General features: G+C 31.4%; 18 protein-coding genes and 1 pseudogene. 11 read left to right on the top strand and 8 right to left on the bottom strand.

From position 1 onward, the window contains the following. Window positions 1-547 precede the first annotated feature (547 nt). Window positions 548-724, top strand: a complete 177-nt coding sequence (locus ACI9TV_RS07840; RefSeq protein WP_415250223.1) for a hypothetical protein — start codon at window positions 548-550, stop codon at window positions 722-724. A gap of 152 nt (window positions 725-876) precedes the next feature. Continuing rightward, window positions 877-1,260: a group III truncated hemoglobin gene (locus tag ACI9TV_RS07845; RefSeq protein WP_415250224.1), complete on the top strand. Its 384-nt coding sequence runs from the start codon at window positions 877-879 to the stop codon at window positions 1,258-1,260. Window positions 1,261-1,326: 66 nt separating this feature from the next. Here ACI9TV_RS07845 and ACI9TV_RS07850 read toward each other — a convergent pair whose 3' ends face one another. The 5 genes from ACI9TV_RS07850 to ACI9TV_RS07870 form a co-directional block, all read right to left on the bottom strand. Continuing rightward, window positions 1,327-1,557, bottom strand: coding sequence for a hypothetical protein (locus ACI9TV_RS07850; protein ID WP_415250225.1), 231 nt, complete (start codon window positions 1,555-1,557; stop codon window positions 1,327-1,329). Window positions 1,558-1,702: 145 nt separating this feature from the next. After that, window positions 1,703-4,288 (bottom strand): M14 family zinc carboxypeptidase, encoded by a 2,586-nt coding sequence (locus tag ACI9TV_RS07855; RefSeq protein ID WP_415250226.1) that lies wholly within the window; start codon window positions 4,286-4,288, stop codon window positions 1,703-1,705. Window positions 4,289-4,307: 19 nt separating this feature from the next. Next, a complete protein-coding gene (locus ACI9TV_RS07860; RefSeq protein WP_415250227.1) occupies window positions 4,308-5,633 on the bottom strand; it encodes an ATP-grasp domain-containing protein in 1,326 nt (441 codons plus the stop codon). A gap of 3 nt (window positions 5,634-5,636) precedes the next feature. Next, window positions 5,637-6,545, bottom strand: coding sequence for an ATP-grasp domain-containing protein (locus ACI9TV_RS07865; protein ID WP_415250228.1), 909 nt, complete (start codon window positions 6,543-6,545; stop codon window positions 5,637-5,639). 15 nt (window positions 6,546-6,560) lie between these two features. Then, the gene (locus tag ACI9TV_RS07870) at window positions 6,561-7,664 is read right to left on the bottom strand and encodes a M20 family metallopeptidase (protein WP_415250229.1); all 1,104 of its coding nucleotides are present in this window, start codon (window positions 7,662-7,664) and stop codon (window positions 6,561-6,563) included. Window positions 7,665-7,872: 208 nt separating this feature from the next. On the opposite strand from ACI9TV_RS07870, the gene ACI9TV_RS07875 reads away from it, so the two are divergent. Beyond that, window positions 7,873-8,328: a hypothetical protein gene (locus tag ACI9TV_RS07875; RefSeq protein WP_415250230.1), complete on the top strand. Its 456-nt coding sequence runs from the start codon at window positions 7,873-7,875 to the stop codon at window positions 8,326-8,328. Between the two features lie 408 nt (window positions 8,329-8,736). Here ACI9TV_RS07875 and ACI9TV_RS07880 read toward each other — a convergent pair whose 3' ends face one another. Next, window positions 8,737-10,986, bottom strand: a complete 2,250-nt coding sequence (locus ACI9TV_RS07880) for an ATP-binding protein (protein WP_415250231.1) — start codon at window positions 10,984-10,986, stop codon at window positions 8,737-8,739. 210 nt (window positions 10,987-11,196) lie between these two features. Further along, window positions 11,197-11,769 (bottom strand): TetR/AcrR family transcriptional regulator, encoded by a 573-nt coding sequence (locus ACI9TV_RS07885; protein WP_415250232.1) that lies wholly within the window; start codon window positions 11,767-11,769, stop codon window positions 11,197-11,199. Between the two features lie 202 nt (window positions 11,770-11,971). Between ACI9TV_RS07885 and ACI9TV_RS07890 the strand changes: the two genes are divergently transcribed. From ACI9TV_RS07890 to ACI9TV_RS07910, 5 genes and pseudogenes are all read left to right on the top strand, one after another. Next, window positions 11,972-12,544: a YceI family protein gene (locus tag ACI9TV_RS07890; RefSeq protein WP_415250233.1), complete on the top strand. Its 573-nt coding sequence runs from the start codon at window positions 11,972-11,974 to the stop codon at window positions 12,542-12,544. 22 nt (window positions 12,545-12,566) lie between these two features. After that, window positions 12,567-13,271 carry a pirin family protein gene (locus tag ACI9TV_RS07895; protein ID WP_415250234.1) on the top strand — a complete coding sequence of 235 codons (705 nt, stop codon included), beginning with the start codon at window positions 12,567-12,569 and terminating at the stop codon, window positions 13,269-13,271. Window positions 13,272-13,382: 111 nt separating this feature from the next. Further along, window positions 13,383-13,997 carry a CDGSH iron-sulfur domain-containing protein gene (locus ACI9TV_RS07900; protein ID WP_415250235.1) on the top strand — a complete coding sequence of 205 codons (615 nt, stop codon included), beginning with the start codon at window positions 13,383-13,385 and terminating at the stop codon, window positions 13,995-13,997. A 502-nt stretch (window positions 13,998-14,499) separates the two neighbouring features. After that, a pseudogene (locus ACI9TV_RS07905) lies at window positions 14,500-14,751 on the top strand (glutamate synthase-related protein); the annotation flags it as partial. Between the two features lie 464 nt (window positions 14,752-15,215). Continuing rightward, window positions 15,216-15,590 (top strand): YbgC/FadM family acyl-CoA thioesterase, encoded by a 375-nt coding sequence (locus ACI9TV_RS07910; protein WP_415250236.1) that lies wholly within the window; start codon window positions 15,216-15,218, stop codon window positions 15,588-15,590. Here ACI9TV_RS07910 and ACI9TV_RS07915 read toward each other — a convergent pair. After that, window positions 15,570-16,871: a hypothetical protein gene (locus ACI9TV_RS07915; RefSeq protein WP_415250237.1), complete on the bottom strand. Its 1,302-nt coding sequence runs from the start codon at window positions 16,869-16,871 to the stop codon at window positions 15,570-15,572. The genes ACI9TV_RS07910 and ACI9TV_RS07915 overlap by 21 nt on opposite strands. A 189-nt stretch (window positions 16,872-17,060) precedes the next feature. On the opposite strand from ACI9TV_RS07915, the gene ACI9TV_RS07920 reads away from it, so the two are divergent. The 3 genes from ACI9TV_RS07920 to ACI9TV_RS07930 are packed head-to-tail and all read left to right on the top strand — an operon-like array spanning window position 17,061 to window position 20,828. Next, window positions 17,061-17,486, top strand: a complete 426-nt coding sequence (locus ACI9TV_RS07920; protein WP_415250238.1) for a CoA-binding protein — start codon at window positions 17,061-17,063, stop codon at window positions 17,484-17,486. Between the two features lie 8 nt (window positions 17,487-17,494). Next, window positions 17,495-18,697 (top strand): threonine ammonia-lyase, encoded by a 1,203-nt coding sequence (gene ilvA / locus ACI9TV_RS07925; protein ID WP_415250239.1) that lies wholly within the window; start codon window positions 17,495-17,497, stop codon window positions 18,695-18,697. Window positions 18,698-18,701: 4 nt separating this feature from the next. After that, window positions 18,702-20,828 carry a WD40 repeat domain-containing protein gene (locus ACI9TV_RS07930; RefSeq protein WP_415250240.1) on the top strand — a complete coding sequence of 709 codons (2,127 nt, stop codon included), beginning with the start codon at window positions 18,702-18,704 and terminating at the stop codon, window positions 20,826-20,828. Window positions 20,829-20,891 lie beyond the last annotated feature (63 nt).

A 20,891-nucleotide genomic window follows, 5' to 3' on the forward strand; every position in this document is an offset into this window, starting at 1 on the left:
GTTATCAAAAACCTATGAATATGTATCTTGAATTTATTAAAAATGTAGGGTAAGGTAACAATACAAGGTGGAAATTAATTAAGCTGAAAACTTGTCTTGATTTTTCAGGCCATTATACTCAAACTATGTACTAATTATATAACTGATTTCAAAAAATTCAATAGGTAGGGGTATTTTTAATCCTTGGGGTATACTCTTTTCGTATAACGACTCTTAGCAACGATTTCATGTTATGTAATATTAAAAAAAGAAATAGCTAATAGTTGGAATATTAATGGGTTATTGTAATAAATAAGTAGAAAAAGTTAATAATTTTTTAGTTGTATTTCTTTCCTATTATGGATTGCTTCTTTAAAAATTCCTTCTATCTCACTCCATGAATAACCTTTGTATATAAAATCAGTTATGCGGATAGCTGAAGAGCTAAATATTTCAATATATTTTACCCATTCATCTGTAACATCATTAGCAGTAGAAGTTTTAGTTATTTATTCCATAGAATGACTACGTCAATTAAAACTATACTAGGTCAAGGGAGTAATATGTAATGCTACAGAAACTATTAAACAATTTGAATTTAGAGAATAAATCGTATTTTACTACATACAATATATCGGATAATTTTCTAACAATGGAAGCTTCAAGTTACTTTTCTGATAGTGAGATAGCAGGTAAGATTTCTTATATACAAGATGGAATTAAAAAATATGAAAGTTATATTTAAAAAAACTACAGAAGATATTTGAATTTACGATGTTTTCAAAACTTTTGAATAGGTAACAGTTGAAAAATAAATAGATTGCATTGGTATGGCTAATATCTTTTATGTTAGAATTTTCTATAATAAAAATAAATATCAAAAGGTTTAATAAAAATATGCTGCATAATGAAGTAACAAAAGAAAATTTAAATAATTTAGTCATTAAGTTTTATACAAAAGTTATAAAAGATGATTTAATAGGGCCAATCTTTATAGATATATTAGGTAAAGATTTAAAAAGTGTTACATGGAAAGCACATATTCAATTATTAACTGATTTTTGGGCTTCTATCGCTTTGGGAGATTTTACATATAAAGGTAATCCCTTTGCTCCTCATGTTAAGTTACAAGACAAGTTAAGTATAAAAGCGTTTGAGCAATGGTTAAAGCTTTTTTTTGAAACTCTTAACACAATTTATGAACCGGAGATAGCACAACAATTTCTTGCAAGAAGTAAAAATATTGCAGGTAACTTTATACGAAACCTAAACATTACTTAGTGAATATCTTAACACACCCCTAAAAGGGGTATAGAACTTACTACTTAAAAAATAGATGAAATAAAATTAATTTTTCTCTAAAAAAAGTCTATATCCATTTGTCTCAGTTGAAGCAACAGCTTGAACTAGTCTCCAACCATCTTTATATAAAGCCGATAACGTGGTTTTTGAGTTTTGAATTTTAGATATAACATCTGTTACACCATGTTCAGTTGCTTCTCTTTTAATATCAGACACCTGAATTATCTCAGAGTCCTCGTTGTATAGTACAGCACAAAAATATATTCGAATTTCCATTGTATAAATCCTCACTTTAATTTATGTAAACAGTCAAGACTGTTTGATATAACCATTGTATCTAAGTTTATAAGATAGTGTCTTTAAGAGATTATGTATACAAGGCTAAGCTAAGTCATAATTAATGATAACATAGCCCTTTATACTATTGATTTATTTCAATAAATTGGGCCTTTGAGAAGTTTGGCACATCATCATACGAAAACACTGCATAGTATTTATGTATATTTTTATCTCCATAGTTGTCGTATGTATAGTTATCCATACCACCATACAGCTTTTGACCATCATATGGTGAACAAGGCACTCTAAAAGGATTTTTAATGACAATAGCACCTTGGTATCCATCATCATTTGGTATATCCCATTCAAGCTTTATAATACCATCTGAGATACTATGTCTAAGATTCTCAACACACTCGGGCGCCACTCTTCTTTTTTTAATATAATTTATAACTAAAGATGGTCTTTTCACTCTTTTAGTATCACACCAACTTACATCTTGAGACTTACAAAATGATTTTTGAGATGAAGCAGAAATGACAAAAACAGCTTTTGATGTTTGATCTGCATTTTTTAACATTTCCCCGATTGCATGTTTATCAAAAACAAACCGGTGTTTAGAACTATCTTTAATATCGGATACACTCACGTCATAACCTATACGTTCAATGATTTCTCTATCTTTAATCTTTTCATAAGATTTTTCACCTTCACAAGGAATTATCATCTCTATATGAAAACGAAGTTCATTTAAAGCATTTACTTTATTTGCTTCTATATCAATATATGCATCTGAGATTACTGTATTATCCATCTCGGGAAGGTTTGATAAATCAAACTCCATATATCCATATTCCTGATTACCATTATTATCGTAACCCACTTTTAACTTTGATTCATCAATGGCCTCTTTAGATACAGTAATTTCAGAAGAAGATTTCAAATCAATTTTAGCTTCATTAATAGTATATGATATATCTAACTTGGGTCTGTATGAAAGACCGCCGCTAAATTTTCCATATCCAATGTCCCATTGCATCATTTGTGAAGCTCGGCTCAGTGGTAAAGATGTAGGTCCTTCCATCCTAAAGCATGCTTCTCTTCTTTTTAAAGATTTTTGGAGTACTTCAATTTCTTGATTTGCAAACTTATACTTCCTCCATACACCTTGCGCTAATTGAGGTGAACTTGTTGGTCTATCTATATAACTTAAGATTTTAGCATTTTTAATTTCATCAAAACTATCGATTTTATCTATGCCACGTTCATCTATCTGACCAACTCTCCATTCACCAAAACTCTCAATTTGAACAGCAACTCTATTCATAGGGTAAAATGATATACAAGCACTTGTGATAACAGCATTCTCAGGTATTGTTGATAAGGAAAATCCACATACACCATAGCATTCACCTTTTTTCTCAGATATACCTACAAAAACAGAATTATTTCCAAAATGTTCAGTATTTTTCTTTGTTTTTTCACCAACATAACCTATTTTATCAGCTGCTGGGTACAAGATTTTAGAAAACATATTATCAGCTGGATTTGTTCTTACAGCACACATCTGTGCAAATGCTGATTTAATGTATCTTCTTTTACAAACAGCTCGTAAATAATAATAATAATTTGTAGACGCTGGTAAATTTTTATCTGTAAAAGTCTTTAGCTTTGTCATACCTATTCTATTTGAAGTCTGTGCATAACCCTTTTTTTTATCTGAACGATAAATTTCATAATATAAACTTTCATCATCTATATATTCCCAAGAGAGTTCAACTTCTCTTGAAGTTACACTTGTAGCTATAAAATTTCCAACTCTTGGAATTGAGTCGTCTTTTTCATAATTGTTTGCTTCACCCAAAGCAAACATAAGTGCCGGAATGTTTTCATCTATATTTTCACTCATGTGTTCTTTGTAGTCACTAATGTTTCTCGTTCCAACTTCTGCAACTAAGGAAAGTGCTCCTAGTGAGTAGTAAAATTCCCTACCGCTTCCTGAAATAAGGTGAACTGGTGGTTTACCCATATGAACACCATACTCACGACCAGATTCCTTTCTTACCTCTTCAGCCATATTTCCAGCTAGAAGGTTTAAGTCAATGGCATCTTCGGCATCTTCGTGAATGAAGTTATGTGCAGGGAAGAAAACATTACCCTGAGAATGATAATCCAATGCTATAGTAATATTCTTATGTTCTATAACGAAATCTCTTAGTGCTGCAGTCTCTGGTTCACTAAATGCAAATGGACCTGAGTATACATTTGATGTAGTATCTTTATTTGGAGTAAAACCAATTTCAAAATTTCTGTTTAAATCAACGCCAAAACTTCCATCAGCATTTTTTCTTCTATTTTTTCTCCAAAAAGAAAAATGCTTTCTAGAGTATTCAAATCCATCTGGATTTGCACATGGAACCATATATAAAGTTGTTCTATCTAAAATTGCATTTAGTTGAGGATCATAATCTATATGCTCAAGAATATACTTAGCAAAACTAAGTGAAAGTTCTATCCCAATCCACTCTCTTGCATGAATAGTTCCTGTATAAAAAAGTGCTGGTTTATCCTTATTTGTATCTACATCTTTTGTGATACTAACTGCTACAATATCTCTATCTTCCCATGTTTTACCAATGGTTTGTACTTTAAAAAGATTTGGTCTACTTTTTTGTGCTTCATTAAAAAATTCTACACATTCATTATATGAACTATACTGTTCTCTCAATATCTACCCTTACACTATTTTATTTTTTAAATGATTTTGCCCATAGTTCTATATGTTCTATCGAACTACTTATATGCTCTTTTAATTGCTCAAATGTAGTTATGCCTTTTTCTTCTATTAACTCTTTTATAGTAACTGCTACATCTTCTTCCATACCTTCTAAAGTCATTAACTCAGTTAAAGAAACTTCTTTTGTAGAATATAATTTTACTTCTGGTATTGGAGATGACATTACTTGATCTTCTCCTTTTAGCATCTCTGGAAGTTTATCTTCTGCAACTGGAGGTTCTATGGATGGAGGAACATCCGAAGGCTTTGACTCATCTGTTAATTCCATATCAATGTTACCTTTGTCTTCTAACCAGTATGTACCATCTACAGACGGTTCATATTTTGCGAAGTAAAGATGTCTAAGAGTTCTTAAAACTGATGGGTCCATTTTTCCTAGTTCTTCCCAAGAAAATAAAGGAACATGAGGAAGTCTAAATTTACCACCGCTTAAGTCCCACATAACATACTGACCAATCCAATCTCTAATGTATGGAAATGCTGCAAAAGCTGTTGCACATTCAATTATGTATGCTTTTTGTGTGTTTTCATCAATTCCTATATCACATGCCCAATATTCTGCCTTAGCTGCTTTAGAAGCTTGTACTGCAAGTTCTAGAGCAGCCATTGGTACATTCTCATAAGACATGTCTCCACCTTGAGAAGTATTTGTTATCCACTCTCCAGCACCTGAATATCTCCAAAATGCACACACGGGTTTATGACCAATGAGCATAACACGAATATCTCCACTATCTTTAAGAGGAATAGCATCTTGTGTATAAACTGGTTTATATTTTTTCTCTGCGAATAGCTGTGTTGCTTCTTTGTAGTTATCTACCTTATGAACAAAGTAGCCTCCATAGTTGGATGCACCATAGCTTCTTTTTACTATTTGAGGATAATGACAGTTCTTAAAATGCTCATCTGCCTCTTTATCATCATATGTAATAAGTGTTTTTGGAGCAGCAACATTATATTTTTCACAAAAAAGTGTTACATTTTCTTTAGACTTGTTACAAAATTGACTTTCTATAGAGGGAACAAACCTTACATGTGGAAGTTCTGCCGCAATTTCTTTAAAAGTTTCATATGCAGTTGCTGGAATATTTCCAACTAAAACATCAATATTTTTCTTCTTCACTTCATTTATAAATCTAGTTTTATCATTTTTCCAATGGTATGTAACTGCCTCTATTTTGTCTGGCCAGCCTTTGAAGTTACTGTAATCGAAAAATCTCATTACATAATCTAAGTATAAAAATCCTAATTTTGGAAGCTTCTGTTTTTTTGGCATACCTTATCCTTTTTTCTTTGTTTTTTTGTCTATTAAGTCAACAATTAAATCTATCTTTTTCTCATTAAAATTTAATCCCATCTTTTCTTGTTCCGGTGTTGCAAATGCTGGAATTCCATTTACTTCTAAAACCACATACTCTTCTTTTTCCAAATCATAAATAATATCTACACCGCCAATATCTACACCGGTTGCCTTACACGCTTTTTTTGCAATTTTAATAATTTCATCATTTGCTTCACGCATAAATACACTACCGCCTGCAGTAATATTTGTTCTCCAATCACTTCCATTGGCTTTTCTTCCATAACATGAAACAAATTTACCATCGACAATATCAATTCTAAAATCTGTATTATCATACTTAAGAAATTTTTCAACATAAAAATATCGTAAGTCCATTTGATTTAAAAATGGCATCAACATATCTAAAGTCGCTTCATTTTCTATCTTAGTTAGCCCAAGACCACCCCAACCATCAGTTGGTTTATAGACCATTTTATCCCATTTTTTGATTATTTTTTTAAGTTCATCAGCATCATCTCTATGACAAAGTTTGTAGTCAGGTGTTTGTATACCATGGTTTCTTAAAACAAATGATGTATGGAATTTATCTTCCGTTAATGCAAAAGAATCATACGAATTAATCATTGGAATAACGCGGTTTAATGCTTGGTATAAATAGGTTTGGTACTGTGTTTGTTCACCTGCATTATATGAAAAGAAAAGGTCAAGTTTATCAAGCTTTATATCATGGTATAAAATATGGCCATTTTTTGCTATTGCTTGTCTTAGACTTATGTTATCTAAAGTTTCGATATCTCTGTCTTGGAGTTTTTTAATTATCTTTTTAGCAATTTTATCTCCGCCACCATTTGAATAAAGCCACATTCCAATTTTTCTATTTGACATATTAAATTTTCCTTTTTAAAAATTTTTATTTTGAATAAAATGTTGAAATAACTGTTTACTCAAATCTATTCTATCTATAAAACTTTGCTTATTTGCTCTTTCATGAATAGTATGATCCCCGTCTCCAAATGGTCCAAAACCATCAAGGGTAATAACACCTTCTGAACTTACTACATTTGCATCACTAACACCACCACGTTCTTCTGATTTTAGCTCCTTAGATGTAATACCTTCTATTCTTTTGATGAGTTTAAGTGAAGATGATGAGGTTTGCATTACATCTCTTTGTATCCCGCCACTAAGTGTTGATACTGTTTCATTTACATAGGAAGTATTTACTATTTTTTTGATTGCGAGTAAAACTCTCTCTCTTTCTTCTTGGAATTTATATCGAAGTTCAAAAGTTAGTTTTGCATGTGGGCTTATTGTGTTGGCGCCAATTCCACCTTCGATTTTTCCCACATTGACAGTGGTGCCTTTTTTTAGATCTGTTAACTTCACCAATTCTTGGAGTTTATAAGAAGCTTCTAGATTTGCATCATTCCCATCTACATAATGATTCCCAGCATGTGCGGCTTTACCTTGGATATCTACAAAAAAAGTACCAACACCTTTTCTACCAGTTACAACTTCCATCTCTACGCCAGCAGCTTCGTATACAAAACAGTAATCATACATTGAAGCTAACTTTGCAGTTAAATACTTCGAATCATCACTTCCTGATTCTTCATCACTTACAAGTAAAAGATCTATATTTTGAATCTCGACTCCATCTGCTCTTATTTGGCGAAGTGCTTCTAGAGCAACAATATTTCCACCCTTCATATCACAAACACCAGGTCCATATATCCATTCTTCATCTTCGGAGTAGTTTTCAAATTTGCCCTCAGGAAACACAGTGTCAAGATGACCAAGTAATAATAGTCTCTTATTAGTGCTAACATAGGTAGATACATAGTGACGATGATGACCTATAGATGCTCGCTCATGGACTTCAGTGGTAAATCCAATTTCTTCCATCCAGCCATCAAAAATTTTACCTACTTTATCCACACCAGATTTATTTTTCGTATATGAATTGATATTTATGATTGATTGCAAGTCTTTTAAGTACTTCATGCCATAATTATACAACTATTTATTAAGAGTTTATATACTTCCTGCTGTAAATATCTAGATTTTAAACACATAACACTTTCTCGTGATTTTTTGATTACGTCAAAAATGCACATTTAAAGTAAACAAAGTATACTTTCTGTATTTAGTTTGATTAATGGAAATTTTAGAATATCTTGTAATAATTACATATTAAATAAAGAGAGGAATAATGCATACATTTCAAATTGCAAAGTCAGTACTAGATGGTTATAAAAATGAGAAACTCAATGAAGTAAGAATCAACTTTTTAATAACACAAGCCAATGAGCAGCTAGATGAAATATCTCAAAATAAAGAGATATACAATAGTTTTTTAAAGAAAGTTAATGCACCTCAAAAGATAGACAACATTATTCTTTGGATACTCCTTATGTCAAATGAAAGAATATGTGATGAATATATAGATGAATTTAATAAAGATTTTAGGGACATAATCCCAGTTAGTGATTTAGCTGATTTATTACTCTACGCTGTTCACTTAAAAAAAGTTAAAAACATTGAATTAGACGGATTTGACTTTTTATTGGAATATGAAGAAGCAGGTATAGAAGAGGTGGATCAATTTAGTTTTACTAATACCTTACTCTATATTCAAAAATCAAAAGAAGTAGTAATGGAGTTTTAACTGTTTAGTAAATACATTTAGTGTCTGCTAAATCTAGAAAAGTTCTAAGGTAACGTACATAAAGGGGTTTAATGTGAAGATAAGAGTCTGTTACGAATTAAGGGCTTCTTGATTTTCAACTTTCTTCAAAAATAGGAAAGAATGAAGCTGATCGTCAACAGTTTAATATTATGATGGACTTTGTTCGAGGAGGAGATGTCCTTTTGATTACAAAGAAGGTGTTCAGTTTGGAAGAAAAGCTATTCTGACTTCTAAAGAGAAAAATGTCATATATAAGCAGCACGAAAAAGGAAAGTCTGTCGCATGGCTGTCAAAATTCTTTCATCTCTCATGAATGAATATAATTGGAAAACTTAATTTGATGGAGATTAGTGTCAACAGGAGAATTGAAAATAGCATTCTTCTTTATTAAATAAGAACTTTATCTAACATTTCACTTAACATATTTTTATCAATAGGTTTAGTTAAATACTCATCCATACCAGCTTCTAAAAACTTCTCCCTATCTCCTTTAAGTGCATTAGCAGTCAATGCTATAATTGGGGTATGTTTTAGTCCTTGTTCTTTCTCTATACCAAGTATATTCTTTGTAGCTTCTACCCCATTCATATTTGGCATATTTTCATCCATTAGTATCACGTCATATTTATTATTTTTAAATGCTTCAATTGCTTCTAATCCATCATTAGCTATATTAAAGTTTATACTCATTTTTTTTAATATTACTTTCATAAAAAGTTGGTTTGGTTTATTATCTTCAACTAAAAGTAATTTACGATGTGTAAAGTCAATATCTTTTTTTGTACTTATTCTATTTTCAATTACTTTTCCAGTTTTTAGAGGCAAGCTAAAATAAAATTCACTACCACTATCCAGATTACTCCTAACTTTGAGTTCTCCACCCATTAGTTGTATAAGATTATATGAGATGCTCAATCCAAGACCAGTACCACCGTACTTTCTGGTTGTAGAATTGTCTGCTTGTGAAAATGATTCAAATATTTTTTCTTGATATTCTTCACTAATACCTATGCCTTCATCTTTTACGCTTACGAAAAGGTGATTATTATCATAAGATACATCCAATGTTATTTTTTTATTTGATTGAGTAAACTTAATTGCATTACTCAAAAGGTTATTTAGAACTTGTTTTAGTCTTAATATATCTCCATTGAGAAATATTGGTAGTTCTCTGAGCTTGATTGACAAATTGATACTCTTCTCTTCACATTTAACTTTAAAAAGGTCTTCTATAGATTTTAATTCAACTTGTGGGTTAAAATCTATATATTCAATAGCAAGTCTTCCACTTTCTATTTTAGTGAAATCTAAAATATCATTAATAATATTTGTTAAGCTTTTACTAGAGCTATCAATTGTTTCAAGATATTGCAGTTTTTTAGTATCTGTTTCTTCTTTTTTTAATATTCCAATAAATCCCATTATTGCATTCATTGGGGTTCTTATTTCATGAGACATATTTGCTAAAAACTCTGATTTAGCATTTGTTGAGAATTCTGCTTTTTCTTTTGCTTGTATAAGCTCAGATTCATATTTTTTTCTTTGTGTTATATCAGATCGTATCGCTATATAATTTTTTATATTTGAATTCTTATCAAGAATTGGAACAATAGTTGTATCTACCCAGTAAATAGAACCATCTTTTGCTTTGTTACAAACTTCACTATGCCATGTTTCTTTGTTCTTAATATTCTGAAACATATTTTTCCAAAAACTTTTATCATGAACCTTAGATTTCAATATCCTAGGATTTTCTCCAAGTAATTCTTCTCTAGAATAGCCACTAATACTAAGCATATTGTTATTTACATATATTATTTCTCCGTTGACATCTGTTATTAATACTATGGCATGTTCATCTAATGCTTTTTTATGCTCTTGGAGTTGTGTAAATATCTCTTCATGACCTGTTAATAACCTAGATGTATTTTGAATATTATCATTAACTATTTTTGAGATAGTATCAATTTCATCATTTCCAATATCATTAAGAACTGTAGTAGTGCTTTTTTCTTTGTTGAGATAAGAGAAAAAATCTAATAGACCATTTCTAAAATTAGTAAGTTTTCTATCTATCTTTCTTATCATGAATATTGAGATAAGTACTGTGATTATCGTTATTAGTATAAGTCCATTCCATAAAAATATTTTCAATGAACTCATAATATCATTTAAATTTATAATATCATTATTCATAAGTTGTTTTTGATTATCAATCATTAATGATAATATCTCTTTTATTTTACTCGCAGTTGGTGCTGCTTTAGTTTTTAAAAGTATATTGGCCATCTCTTTTTGATGTAAATTTTTTTCTACCTGTTCTTGGTATATACTAAAAGTTTCAAGGAGTAAAGTAATTTCTTGAAGTCTTTTTATATTTTCTGGGTTAGTCCAGTTTTTTGATAATTGCTTCATGTTTAAAAGTGTTGGGGCAATCTCCTCATCCCAAGATCTAACTCTATCTTTTTTAAATTTTTCATCATCTAAAATAATCCAAGCTCTTAATGCAGCAAGTGAACCATTTATTCCGTTCATCATAGCTGTACTGTGTAAAACTGTTGGTATTCGTAAGTTTTGCAATTTTATATCTATGCTCTCGACTTGTTTTACTTTTGAAATTGTAATGAATACTAACATAATGCTTAGTGTTAACACTAAAGATAAAGTAAGTAAGATTTGCGTTATGATTTTTAAGTTTTGGAACATAAGTACCTATTTAGATTTATAAGAATTTTAGATAATTGTATCTAAAATTATCTTCTACTACGATATTACTAAAGTATTTCTCTTTCTTTTATATAAGTCATTAAACCAGGCACTTGCTTTGTTATATTCTTGCATTTAGTTCTACTTTTTTACAAGATAAGGCTTCATAGCCGCAGATGTATATTTTATAACGTTTTGAACAGATACAGTATTTAACTCTTGCCCTATAGTGTGTAAAAATGAACTATAATACTGCCATGATAGAGAGATAGAATCGACAAGAAAGTCTATATCTTCTTCATCAGTAATAGCAAGCTCTTCATTGAGTATAAGGTTATGCATAACTTGTCGTATTCGTCTACGATGTGCTATGTTATCTTTTATGTAGGTGTCTTCTAGCTCAGAATCTCGTGCAAAAAGTGAAAGCATCTCTTTAAAGAAGAAGCGGTACTTCCACTGTATTTGTATAAGTAACTTTTCATGTTCATGTAAAGTAGCGATGCATTCTGGGAGTCCATCTACAGAGAGAGTCATTTCTTTACGCATCTTTATATAGAGTAATCGTACAATCTCTTCACGGTTTTTGTAATGATAGTGTAAATTACCTGGACTAATATCCATAGCTTTTGCAATATGGTTTGTAGTGGAAGGTTGTGTACCTACTTGGTTGAAAAGTTCACGAGCAGCCTCTAAAATATCTTCTTTTCTTGACATATTAATTCCTTATATTGAAATTATAGTGCAATTACTCTAGTTAGTCAATAAATTTTACAATTCCTTACATGCACCTATTTATCAATATTTCACAGTACTTTTAGTGTCATATATTTCTACTACTAGAGTAATTACTCTTGACATTATTTTCTAAGTAGCATATAATTTTAGAGTAATTACACTAAAATATAAGGAAAGAAAAATGAAATTAGTTCAAAGTTTAGCACTTAGTGCAGTATTAGGTATAAGTTTTTTAAATGCAGCAAGTTATAATGTTGATGCAAGCCATTCAGATGTAGCTTTTAAAGTAAAGCATATGATGATTAGTAACGTTAAAGGAAGCTTTGAGAAATTTAGTGGTACCTTTAGCATAGACGAAAAAACAAAACAGTTTTCTGCCATAAATGGAATAGTTGAAGCTGCTAGCTTAACTACAATGGAAGCTAAAAGAGATGGACATCTAAAGAGTGTGGATTTTTTCGATGTTGCAAAATATCCACAAATACACTTAAAGTTTCTTAAGCAGAATGATGACAAGGCAGAGTTTGAGCTTACTATAAAAGATATTACTAAAATAGTAACACTTGATGTTGAAGAGATTAGTGGCACGGTAAAAGATCCATGGGGATATACAAGATTGGCATTTGAGCTTCGTGGGAAGATAAATCGTAAAGATTTCAACATTAATTTTAATGAACTCCTGGAAACTGGTGGTCTGCTTGTTGGGGATACCGTTAAGTTCGATATAGTTATTGAAGGAATTCAAGCTAAGTAAAGTATAAATAGGAGAAAGAATCATGTTTAAGAAATTACCAAAAGAAAATATGGGTAGTTCAAACTTAGGTTGGCTAGAGAGTCGCTTTCACTTCTCTTTTGCAGAGTATAGAAACTATGAGAATATGAATTTTGGTGTTATGAGAGTTCTCAATGATGACATAATTCATCCTAGTAGTGGCTTTGATATGCACCCTCATAACGATATGGAGATTATATCCTACATTGTTGATGGAGAGATAACACATAAGGATTCTATGGGAAACAGTGAAGTACTCAAACGCGGAGAAGTTCAGTATATGAGTGCCGGGAGTGGTATAGTTCACGCGGAACATAATGAAAGTACAAGCAAAGATTTACGACTACTACAAATCTGGATAGTGCCACCGGAGAAAAATCTTCAAGTACTGTATGGCTCGCATATGTACACAAAAGATCAAAGAGATAACAAGCTATTAAATATTGTCTCTTCACAAGAGGGTAATGCTGAAGTAAAACTCTATCAAGACGTAAATATTTATGTAAGTGAACTTGAAAAAGGAAAAGATTTAGAGTTTCCTATCGAAGTAAGAAGACAAGTTTATTTTATTCAGGTTGAGGGAAGTTCAAGTGTTAATGGTGTTACTCTAGATGATGGTGATGCTATGGAAATTATACAGGAGCGAAGTTTAGATATTAAAGCTTTACAAAATAGTCATTTTCTTTTTATAGAGATGTTAGAGAGTTAAAAGAAAAACTTCTTTTATTTAGAAGAAGTCATTGAAGTGTAAAGTTTTATTATTTATTATTATTTTTGTTAAGCTAATATTTAAATTATAAAACTACTAAGGAATTTTGAAATGAAAAATACAATACAAGAAGTAGAAAATGGCCCACTAATTTTAGAAACTGATACTCCTGTTTTAGAAAAAAATGGAGAAATAATCAGCTCAGAGTCTCCTGCATACCTTTGTAGGTGTGGAACATCTAATAATAAGCCATTTTGTGATGGAGAACATGAAAAAAGTGGTTTCATAAGTAAGAGAGAAATAGATAAAGAGCTTGTTTATGAGTATGAAGGTAAAGAAATCACTATCAACTTCAACCGTTCTATCTGTGCCGGTACAGGTAGCTGTGTTAGAAGATTACCTTCAGTTTTTTTAGATGGAGAATCTAAAGACTGGATACATCCAGATAAAGATAGTGTAGATGAAATTATAAATACAATCAACACTTGTCCCTCCGGAGCACTATCTTATACATTCAAAAATAAAACATATCTAGATAATAGAGAAGTGTCTAAGGTAAGCATAGTAAAGGATGGTCCATATAGTGTTGAGGGAATCTCTTGTTCTAGTGGATGCAAACCTACAAGATTTTCAGAGACCAAATATACATTATGCCGTTGTGGGCATTCTAAAAACAAACCCTACTGTGATTATTCACATGCCAAGCAAAAATGGACTGACGAGTAATTTATAGTGTTTAGTACAGATATATTCTTTCAAAAGGCTAGCTTTTTTGTGTGCATGAAAGCATACTGGTAATGCACCTTATTGTGATGGCACACATGAACAATTTACTATAGGTAGTATTGGTAAGGAAGGACCAGGTGTCGCGGAGAAGACTTCTGAGTTACCCAAAGCTAAAGCAACTGTAGAGTTTATACATCTACTAGCACAAGAAGGACTCCCTCAACTCGGTTACCATGGACAAATGACATCTATGGGTGTCCCATGTAACGAGTTACCTCACTGGGATGATTTATAAATTATGACAGCACAAATGGCCACAAAAGCATTACTTGAAGATGTATCGGTCATCTTCCAGGAGCTAAAATATAGGTGAGATATCAGAAGTTAGAGGTATAGATGAAGGTCGGCCTGCTATATCACCACCTACCTTTAAGGATCTTGCTACATCTGAAATTTTAAACACTTTGCTAATCGTGTTAGAGAAATCACTGGTGGTATTCCTATTGGTTTTAAACTCAGCGCAAATCATATCGAAGAAGATATACAGTTTGCCCTCGATGCTAGTGCTGATTACATTATATTGGATGGTCGAGGTGGTGGAACAGGTGCTGCACATGAGATGTTTAGAAATCATATAAGTGTACCAACTATACCAGCCCTTGCAAGAGCTCGTAAATATCTAGATAAATAAGGTACTAGTGGTAGAGTTACACTTATTATTACAAGTGGCTTACGTGTTCCTATAGATTTTGTTAAAGCTATGGCACTTGGTACTGATAGTATTGCCATATCTAACAGTGCTATGCAAGTAATGGCTCGTACTTGTGGTTATAATGATTTAAGTAAATTTAATAACAAGGATTTAGCAACATAGCATCGGGAGATGGTATTACTTTCTGGTGTATCTTCTTCAGGTATTATGGATATAAAGTAAGGAATTTCTTATGAAAAATTCTATTAATATACAAAATACTTTTCTGGTTTGTTACTCAATATAATAATTGTAAAGCAAACTTTTTATATGTACTCTTAGAGAAGAATTATTCTCATGCTATCACAGATACCAGATTCTGTCTTTTTAACTACTTGTATAATATTTTTAGTACAATACGAAAAAATATAATCAAAATAGCTTTCAGTTTTAAACATTTTAGTAGCCGTTTAAGTGTCCGCTAAATTATAAAAAGCTGGTAAGTGACATATACAAAGGGGTTTAGCATGCAGATAAGGGTCTATTATGAAGATACAGACACAGGAGGCATAGTTTATCACTCAAATTATCTTAATTTTTGTGAACGGGCGAGAAGTGAATGTTTTTTTAAAATTGGCTTGACCCCTGAGCTTGAAAGTGGTCATTTTGTGGCTAGAAAGGTAGTGGCGAATTATTTTTCTGGAGCAAAACTTGGAGATGAGTTGGAAATTAAAACTGAGCTAGTACAAATGAAAGCAGCTTCATTTATTTTGAATCAAAGTATATTTAGAAATGAAAAGAGAATATTTGAATTAGATATAACGCTTGCCTATATAAACTTTCAAGGGAAGCCTCAAAAGTTAGATTCTCAAACGAAAGATCTAATCCTCAGTCTCTTCTAGTGCTACTTCTTCCGGAGTAGGAATATATTTAATAAATCTCGAAAGAGAAGGTTTGAGTAGCTCGATTGGATAACTCATTTGCTGATTAATGAGCTCTATATTGTACTCTCTTTGAGCATTTGTAATTAAGTGAAAAAAGTAATCCATTGCAACAGTTGTAGTATAGTTAATCCAATCATACTCTATATCATTACTCAATATTGCATTTGTTTCTATGAGAACATTATTATGTTCTGTAATTGAATTAGCTATAAGCATTTTTTCTCTATCAACATACTGGGTCATTGAAAGGATGAGAGGATCATAGTTTATCTGGGTTGAGAGAATATTTGTAGTATTGGCATCGTATAAAGTTAATTGAGACATAACCATACTTGTTTTAACAATTGGTGTATTAATAATACAAGTGGAACCATTGATATCTTCATTCTCTTTGAGGTAATGCTCTAGGTTTGTTGTTTTCCTTGATATAGAAAATTTTATGGCTTCTTTGTCCTCTTGCCTTATTTTACTAGCCGGAACAATATAGGGACCAAATTCATTTGTAGCGTTTGTCTCTGGAGTAATCTCATAGCAGAATGTATTTTCTTCATACCGTGCCAGTTTTTTACCAATAGATGAATTATCGTGAAAAATTATAAGTGGTGAAGCAGCTTCTTTTAGGAGTAAATCACTTTGTGCTCTATAGTCTATTCCTCCAAAATATAAGTATGGTGAAGTACTAGAAGAGTCTTTTTTATTTATAGTTGGAAAGAAGATGTTAATTTGAGGATTAAGCTCTGTAAGAACTTCTGCACCTTTCGTTGTTAATGGAGCAATAACATAAGAAAATCCATCTTCAATAATATTTGTTAAAGCCATATGAATATCTTCTTGACTCTCACTCTCAATTTTATAACTCTTCAACTCAAATGGTTGGTTTTTTGTAATTAAGTATGCAAATGAAGCATTTGTAGTTGAAGAAGAGTATTTACCTATTTTTTTATAAGGTAAAAGAATAGCAATTTTTAATTTAGTATTTATAATTGTCGAACCAAGGTTAAGTATACCTATATTTATATTTCTTACTTCATTTTGGATTTCATTTTCTAGCTTCGTATCAGCATATGCAAGAAATGAAAAAAACATTTCCCTATCTATAAATTCTTGTAAACATTCTTCACCACAGTCATATGGGTCAAGGTTTTGAATATACGTTTTTGGTAGAGGTATATTGGAGATTAAGAAGCTCTGTGCAAGAATCACAACAGGAAGGAAGATGGTAAATAGTATTTTTTTCATAAGTAGTTCTTTATTAGTTTAATTATATTCATTAGAATTACTTAAATTAAGTGATTGTATGGACTAATGTATGTAGGGATATTATAGCGGATTGAATTTAATACAGTCTTATTCTGATTGTTTCTTGATTCTAATTATTGTTATTTTTAGCTATAATACTTTAAAAATCAAGATGAAAAGGTATAGATAATGGAGTGCGAATTTCCGAGTGTAAATTCAACTAGTAAAGAAATGTTAGATATACTAGACAGCGTAAAAACAATAGCAATTTTAGGACTTTCTCCAGATGAGAGTAAAGCTAGTAATATGGTAGCAAAATATTTACAAAACCATGGTTATAAGATAGTCCCTGTATATCCTAAGGAAGATACTATTCTTGGTGAAAAAGTATATAGAAGTTTAACTGAGATACCTTTCGCAATTGATATGGTAGATATTTTTAGAAAACCTAAGGCTTTTGATGCTATCGCAGATGCTTGTATAGCTCGTGGTGATGTGAAAGTGTTTTGGGGTCAACTAGGACTAGTAAATAATGAAGCAGCAGAAAAAGCAAAAGCTGCCGGAATGAAAGTTGTTCAAAATCACTGTACAAAGATAGAACTACAAAATAGATAAGGACTCTTTTGCTTAATTTAGAAAAAGTTTATAAAGCGCAAGAACGCATCAAAAATATTGTTGTAAATACACCATTCGCGTATGCACCATATCTTAGTGAAATAAGTGAATGTGAGGTTTATCTCAAAAAAGAAAATCTTCAAGTTACTGGTGCTTTTAAAATTCGTGGTGCATATAATAAGATAGCTACACTGAGTGAAAGTCAAAGAGCATGCGGTGTAGTTGCGGCAAGTGCTGGAAACCATGCTCAGGGTGTAGCCCTTTCTGCTTCAAAGTTTGGAATTAAAGCTGTTATTATTATGCCGGATTCAACGCCTCTTACTAAAGTGAATGGTGTTAAAAATTTTGGTGCAGAAGTTATTCTTGCTGGAACAAATTATGATGAAGCGTATGCGTATGCAACAAAATATGGAAAAGAAAACTCTTTAACTTTTGTTCACCCATTTGAAGATGAAGAAGTGATTGCTGGTCAAGGTACTGTAGCTTTAGAGATTTTAGAGAGCGCTCAAGATCTAGATGCTGTTGTTATCCCTATCGGTGGTGGTGGACTTATCTCTGGTATGGCACTTACACTTAAATCACTTAACCAAAATATAGAAGTGATTGGAGTAGGGGCAAGTGGTGCACCTGCATTGAAAAACTCTTTTGATAAAAAACAGCCTATTGATTCACTCAGTGTTCGAACAATTGCCGATGGTATTGCTGTTCGTGATACATCTGCAATTACCTTGGGATATATGCTTAAGAATGTAGATAGATGTATTAGTGTAGATGATGAAGAGATTGCGAGTGCAATTTTATTTTTACTTGAGCGTCAAAAACTTGTAGTTGAGGGTGCTGGTGCTGTTGGAGTAGCTGCATTAATGCATAATAAGCTAGACTCTCTAAAGGGCAAAAAAGTAGCAGTAGTTTTAAGTGGTGGAAACATGGATGTTACATTACTTTCTGTCATCATTGAAAAAGGTCTTTTAAAGTCTGGAAGAAAAATGATGCTAACAGTTACGCTTATAGATAAGCCAGGATCACTTAAAAGATTTACTGAATTACTAGAAGAATTAAATGCAAACATAGTCCATATTGCTTACGATAGAACATCTATATCCCTTGAATATGGTGATGCTAATGTAACCGTTCATATGGAAACAAAAGGGGAAGAACATCAAGATAAAATACGAAAAGTATTAAAATCAGAGGGATATTTAAGAGGCTAATACGATGGAAGTGATAAGAAGTAAAAACTTTAAAGAGCCAATTATACAAACGCAAATTCTTGACGATGGTAGACTTTTAGTTATTAATTCTAAAACGACTATTCGATATTTGGATATCGATAGCTTAGAATTACTTGATGGTTTTAAAGCAAAGATTAGCCATCTTAGATATAAAAATAAAGTTGTTAGATTTTCAAGTGATGGTAAATATTTGGCAACTTTAAGTTCGGATTGTAAAGAATCTAGACTTTATAATGCTACAACAAAAAAACTAATTACCAAACTGGACAGACACCATGGTCCAGTTTCTTGTGTAGATATTGATCCAAGTAATAAATATATGTTTTCTTGCGGTGATGATGGTAAAACTTTTGTGTTAGATGTTTTTAGTGGTAAACTTGCTTTTACTCTTCCTCTTCACATAGATACTGTTAATGATATCGCATTTTCTCCAGATGGAAGATGGGTGGCAACTGCATCGTACGATAGAACAATATCACTTTTTAATATTACTATGATGACCTCAAAACATAAGTTAAAAGCACACTCAGACCCAGTGATGAAAATAGCTTTTTTAGGTAATAATAGACTTTTTAGTATTGATAAAAATTCTCAAGCAATTATTTGGAATATCAGTACTGGAAAAGTCTTGGCAAGACTTGATGGAATTCACGATGATGTGACACAAGTTACAAGTGCTCAAAATAATAGTTTCCTTTTTCTTGGAACTATCTTAGGTTATATTTTAGTCTATGATTTAAAAACGTATAAACAAATATCTCAAAAATATATAAAGCTTAGGGATCCAATTACTGCTCTAGTATTTAATGAAGTGAATAAAGAACTTATCGTATCTTGTGATAATGGAGATCTACTTTTTTATAATATTTATGAAGGTGAAGCACATATAACGACATTATTAAAAGAAAAAAAGTATGAGCAAATTCAAGCGCATATTGAAACGAATCCTATCTTGGAATATACAGAAATATATGCTCTTGTACAAAATCTTTGGGAAAATACTGTATCTAAAGCAAAGAAGTACTTGCAAAAGGGGGATAGAAAAACGGCAATAGCACTTTTTTCTTACTTTAAAAATATTCCTCTCAAAAACAAAATCATGCAAGAAATATTACTAGAATATGTAGATTACGCTAGGTTTGTTAGTATGGCAAAGCAAGGTAAATTAGTTCTTGCTTATAGCATTGTAAATCAACATCCAATGTATAAAGAAACACCTATTTATAAGGCTCTAGAAGAAAGGTGGCAAAAAACATTTGTATTGGCTCAAAAACATGCACTCGATCCAAAAGGAAGTGAAAAAGCACGTGAAATACTTGCTCCTTACCGTGGGATAAGTGATAAAACAAAATTAATGCAGGAACTTTTTACACAAGGGGAAGTATATAAAAGATTTAAAATAGCTATGGGGCAAAAAGATTTTAAAATTACTTTTGAACTTATTAAACTTCACCCATTCTTAATGGAGTTTCCTGAATATACTACTCTAATGAATTATGCGGACACTCTGTATATAAAGTCTCAAGAACTTATGAATGATGGAAATACACATGCAGCAATAAAAATGCTTTGGATTCTCATTGATTTTCCTGATTTTACAGTTGAGGTTAAAGAACTCATGACGGATATTGAATCTCAACAGAAATTCTTTAAAGCAGTTAAAGATGAAGATATTGTTTTAGCATACAACATGCTTGACAAATCAGATGTTTTACAAGCGACAGATGATGGAAAACGATTACAAGAGCAATGGAACAAAGATCTTACAAAGGCAAATGGATTTGCAGTAGAAGGAAATGTAGCTGGTATTGAAGATGCTCTAAAAGCATATATGAGCATACATTCAAAATATAGAGCTCTTGGTACTATCTTAGGTTGGTGCTATATGATTCAATTAGAACTTGCTATTGATAGAAAAAAAGATAAGTTCACCATAGAAGAAGGGATAAAGAATTATATTTTAAATTTTGGTTTACAAGATCAAATTTTAAGTTTTTACGGAATATTTATAAGTAAATTTCCGAATTCGAAATTAAATTTGGAATTACTAACTAATGGCTCTCTTAGTATGTGGAGACCTTCAATGATTGTACAATCAATCTTAGATTAGCATTCTTTATACACAATATCCTCTCTTTTAACCTAAAATATAGATTATTTTAGTATAATCAGA

Origin of the sequence: Sulfurimonas sp. (genome assembly GCF_047622445.1) — a bacterium.
Taxonomy (GTDB): Bacteria; Campylobacterota; Campylobacteria; order Campylobacterales; family Sulfurimonadaceae; genus Sulfurimonas.

Coding starts and splice junctions, on each gene's coding strand:
- ACI9TV_RS07875 (WP_415250230.1), top strand. CDS start 7,873: ATGCATACATTTCAAATTGCAAAGTCAGTACTAGATGGTTATAAAAAT.
- ACI9TV_RS07845 (WP_415250224.1), top strand. CDS start 877: ATGCTGCATAATGAAGTAACAAAAGAAAATTTAAATAATTTAGTCATT.
- ACI9TV_RS07910 (WP_415250236.1), top strand. CDS start 15,216: ATGCAGATAAGGGTCTATTATGAAGATACAGACACAGGAGGCATAGTT.
- ACI9TV_RS07900 (WP_415250235.1), top strand. CDS start 13,383: ATGAAAAATACAATACAAGAAGTAGAAAATGGCCCACTAATTTTAGAA.
- ACI9TV_RS07860 (WP_415250227.1), bottom strand. CDS start 5,633: ATGCCAAAAAAACAGAAGCTTCCAAAATTAGGATTTTTATACTTAGAT.
- ACI9TV_RS07885 (WP_415250232.1), bottom strand. CDS start 11,769: ATGTCAAGAAAAGAAGATATTTTAGAGGCTGCTCGTGAACTTTTCAAC.
- ACI9TV_RS07850 (WP_415250225.1), bottom strand. CDS start 1,557: ATGGAAATTCGAATATATTTTTGTGCTGTACTATACAACGAGGACTCT.
- ACI9TV_RS07880 (WP_415250231.1), bottom strand. CDS start 10,986: ATGTTAGTATTCATTACAATTTCAAAAGTAAAACAAGTCGAGAGCATA.
- ACI9TV_RS07840 (WP_415250223.1), top strand. CDS start 548: ATGCTACAGAAACTATTAAACAATTTGAATTTAGAGAATAAATCGTAT.
- ACI9TV_RS07870 (WP_415250229.1), bottom strand. CDS start 7,664: ATGAAGTACTTAAAAGACTTGCAATCAATCATAAATATCAATTCATAT.
- ACI9TV_RS07915 (WP_415250237.1), bottom strand. CDS start 16,871: ATGAAAAAAATACTATTTACCATCTTCCTTCCTGTTGTGATTCTTGCA.
- ACI9TV_RS07895 (WP_415250234.1), top strand. CDS start 12,567: ATGTTTAAGAAATTACCAAAAGAAAATATGGGTAGTTCAAACTTAGGT.
- ACI9TV_RS07865 (WP_415250228.1), bottom strand. CDS start 6,545: ATGTCAAATAGAAAAATTGGAATGTGGCTTTATTCAAATGGTGGCGGA.
- ACI9TV_RS07920 (WP_415250238.1), top strand. CDS start 17,061: ATGGAGTGCGAATTTCCGAGTGTAAATTCAACTAGTAAAGAAATGTTA.
- ACI9TV_RS07890 (WP_415250233.1), top strand. CDS start 11,972: ATGAAATTAGTTCAAAGTTTAGCACTTAGTGCAGTATTAGGTATAAGT.
- ACI9TV_RS07930 (WP_415250240.1), top strand. CDS start 18,702: ATGGAAGTGATAAGAAGTAAAAACTTTAAAGAGCCAATTATACAAACG.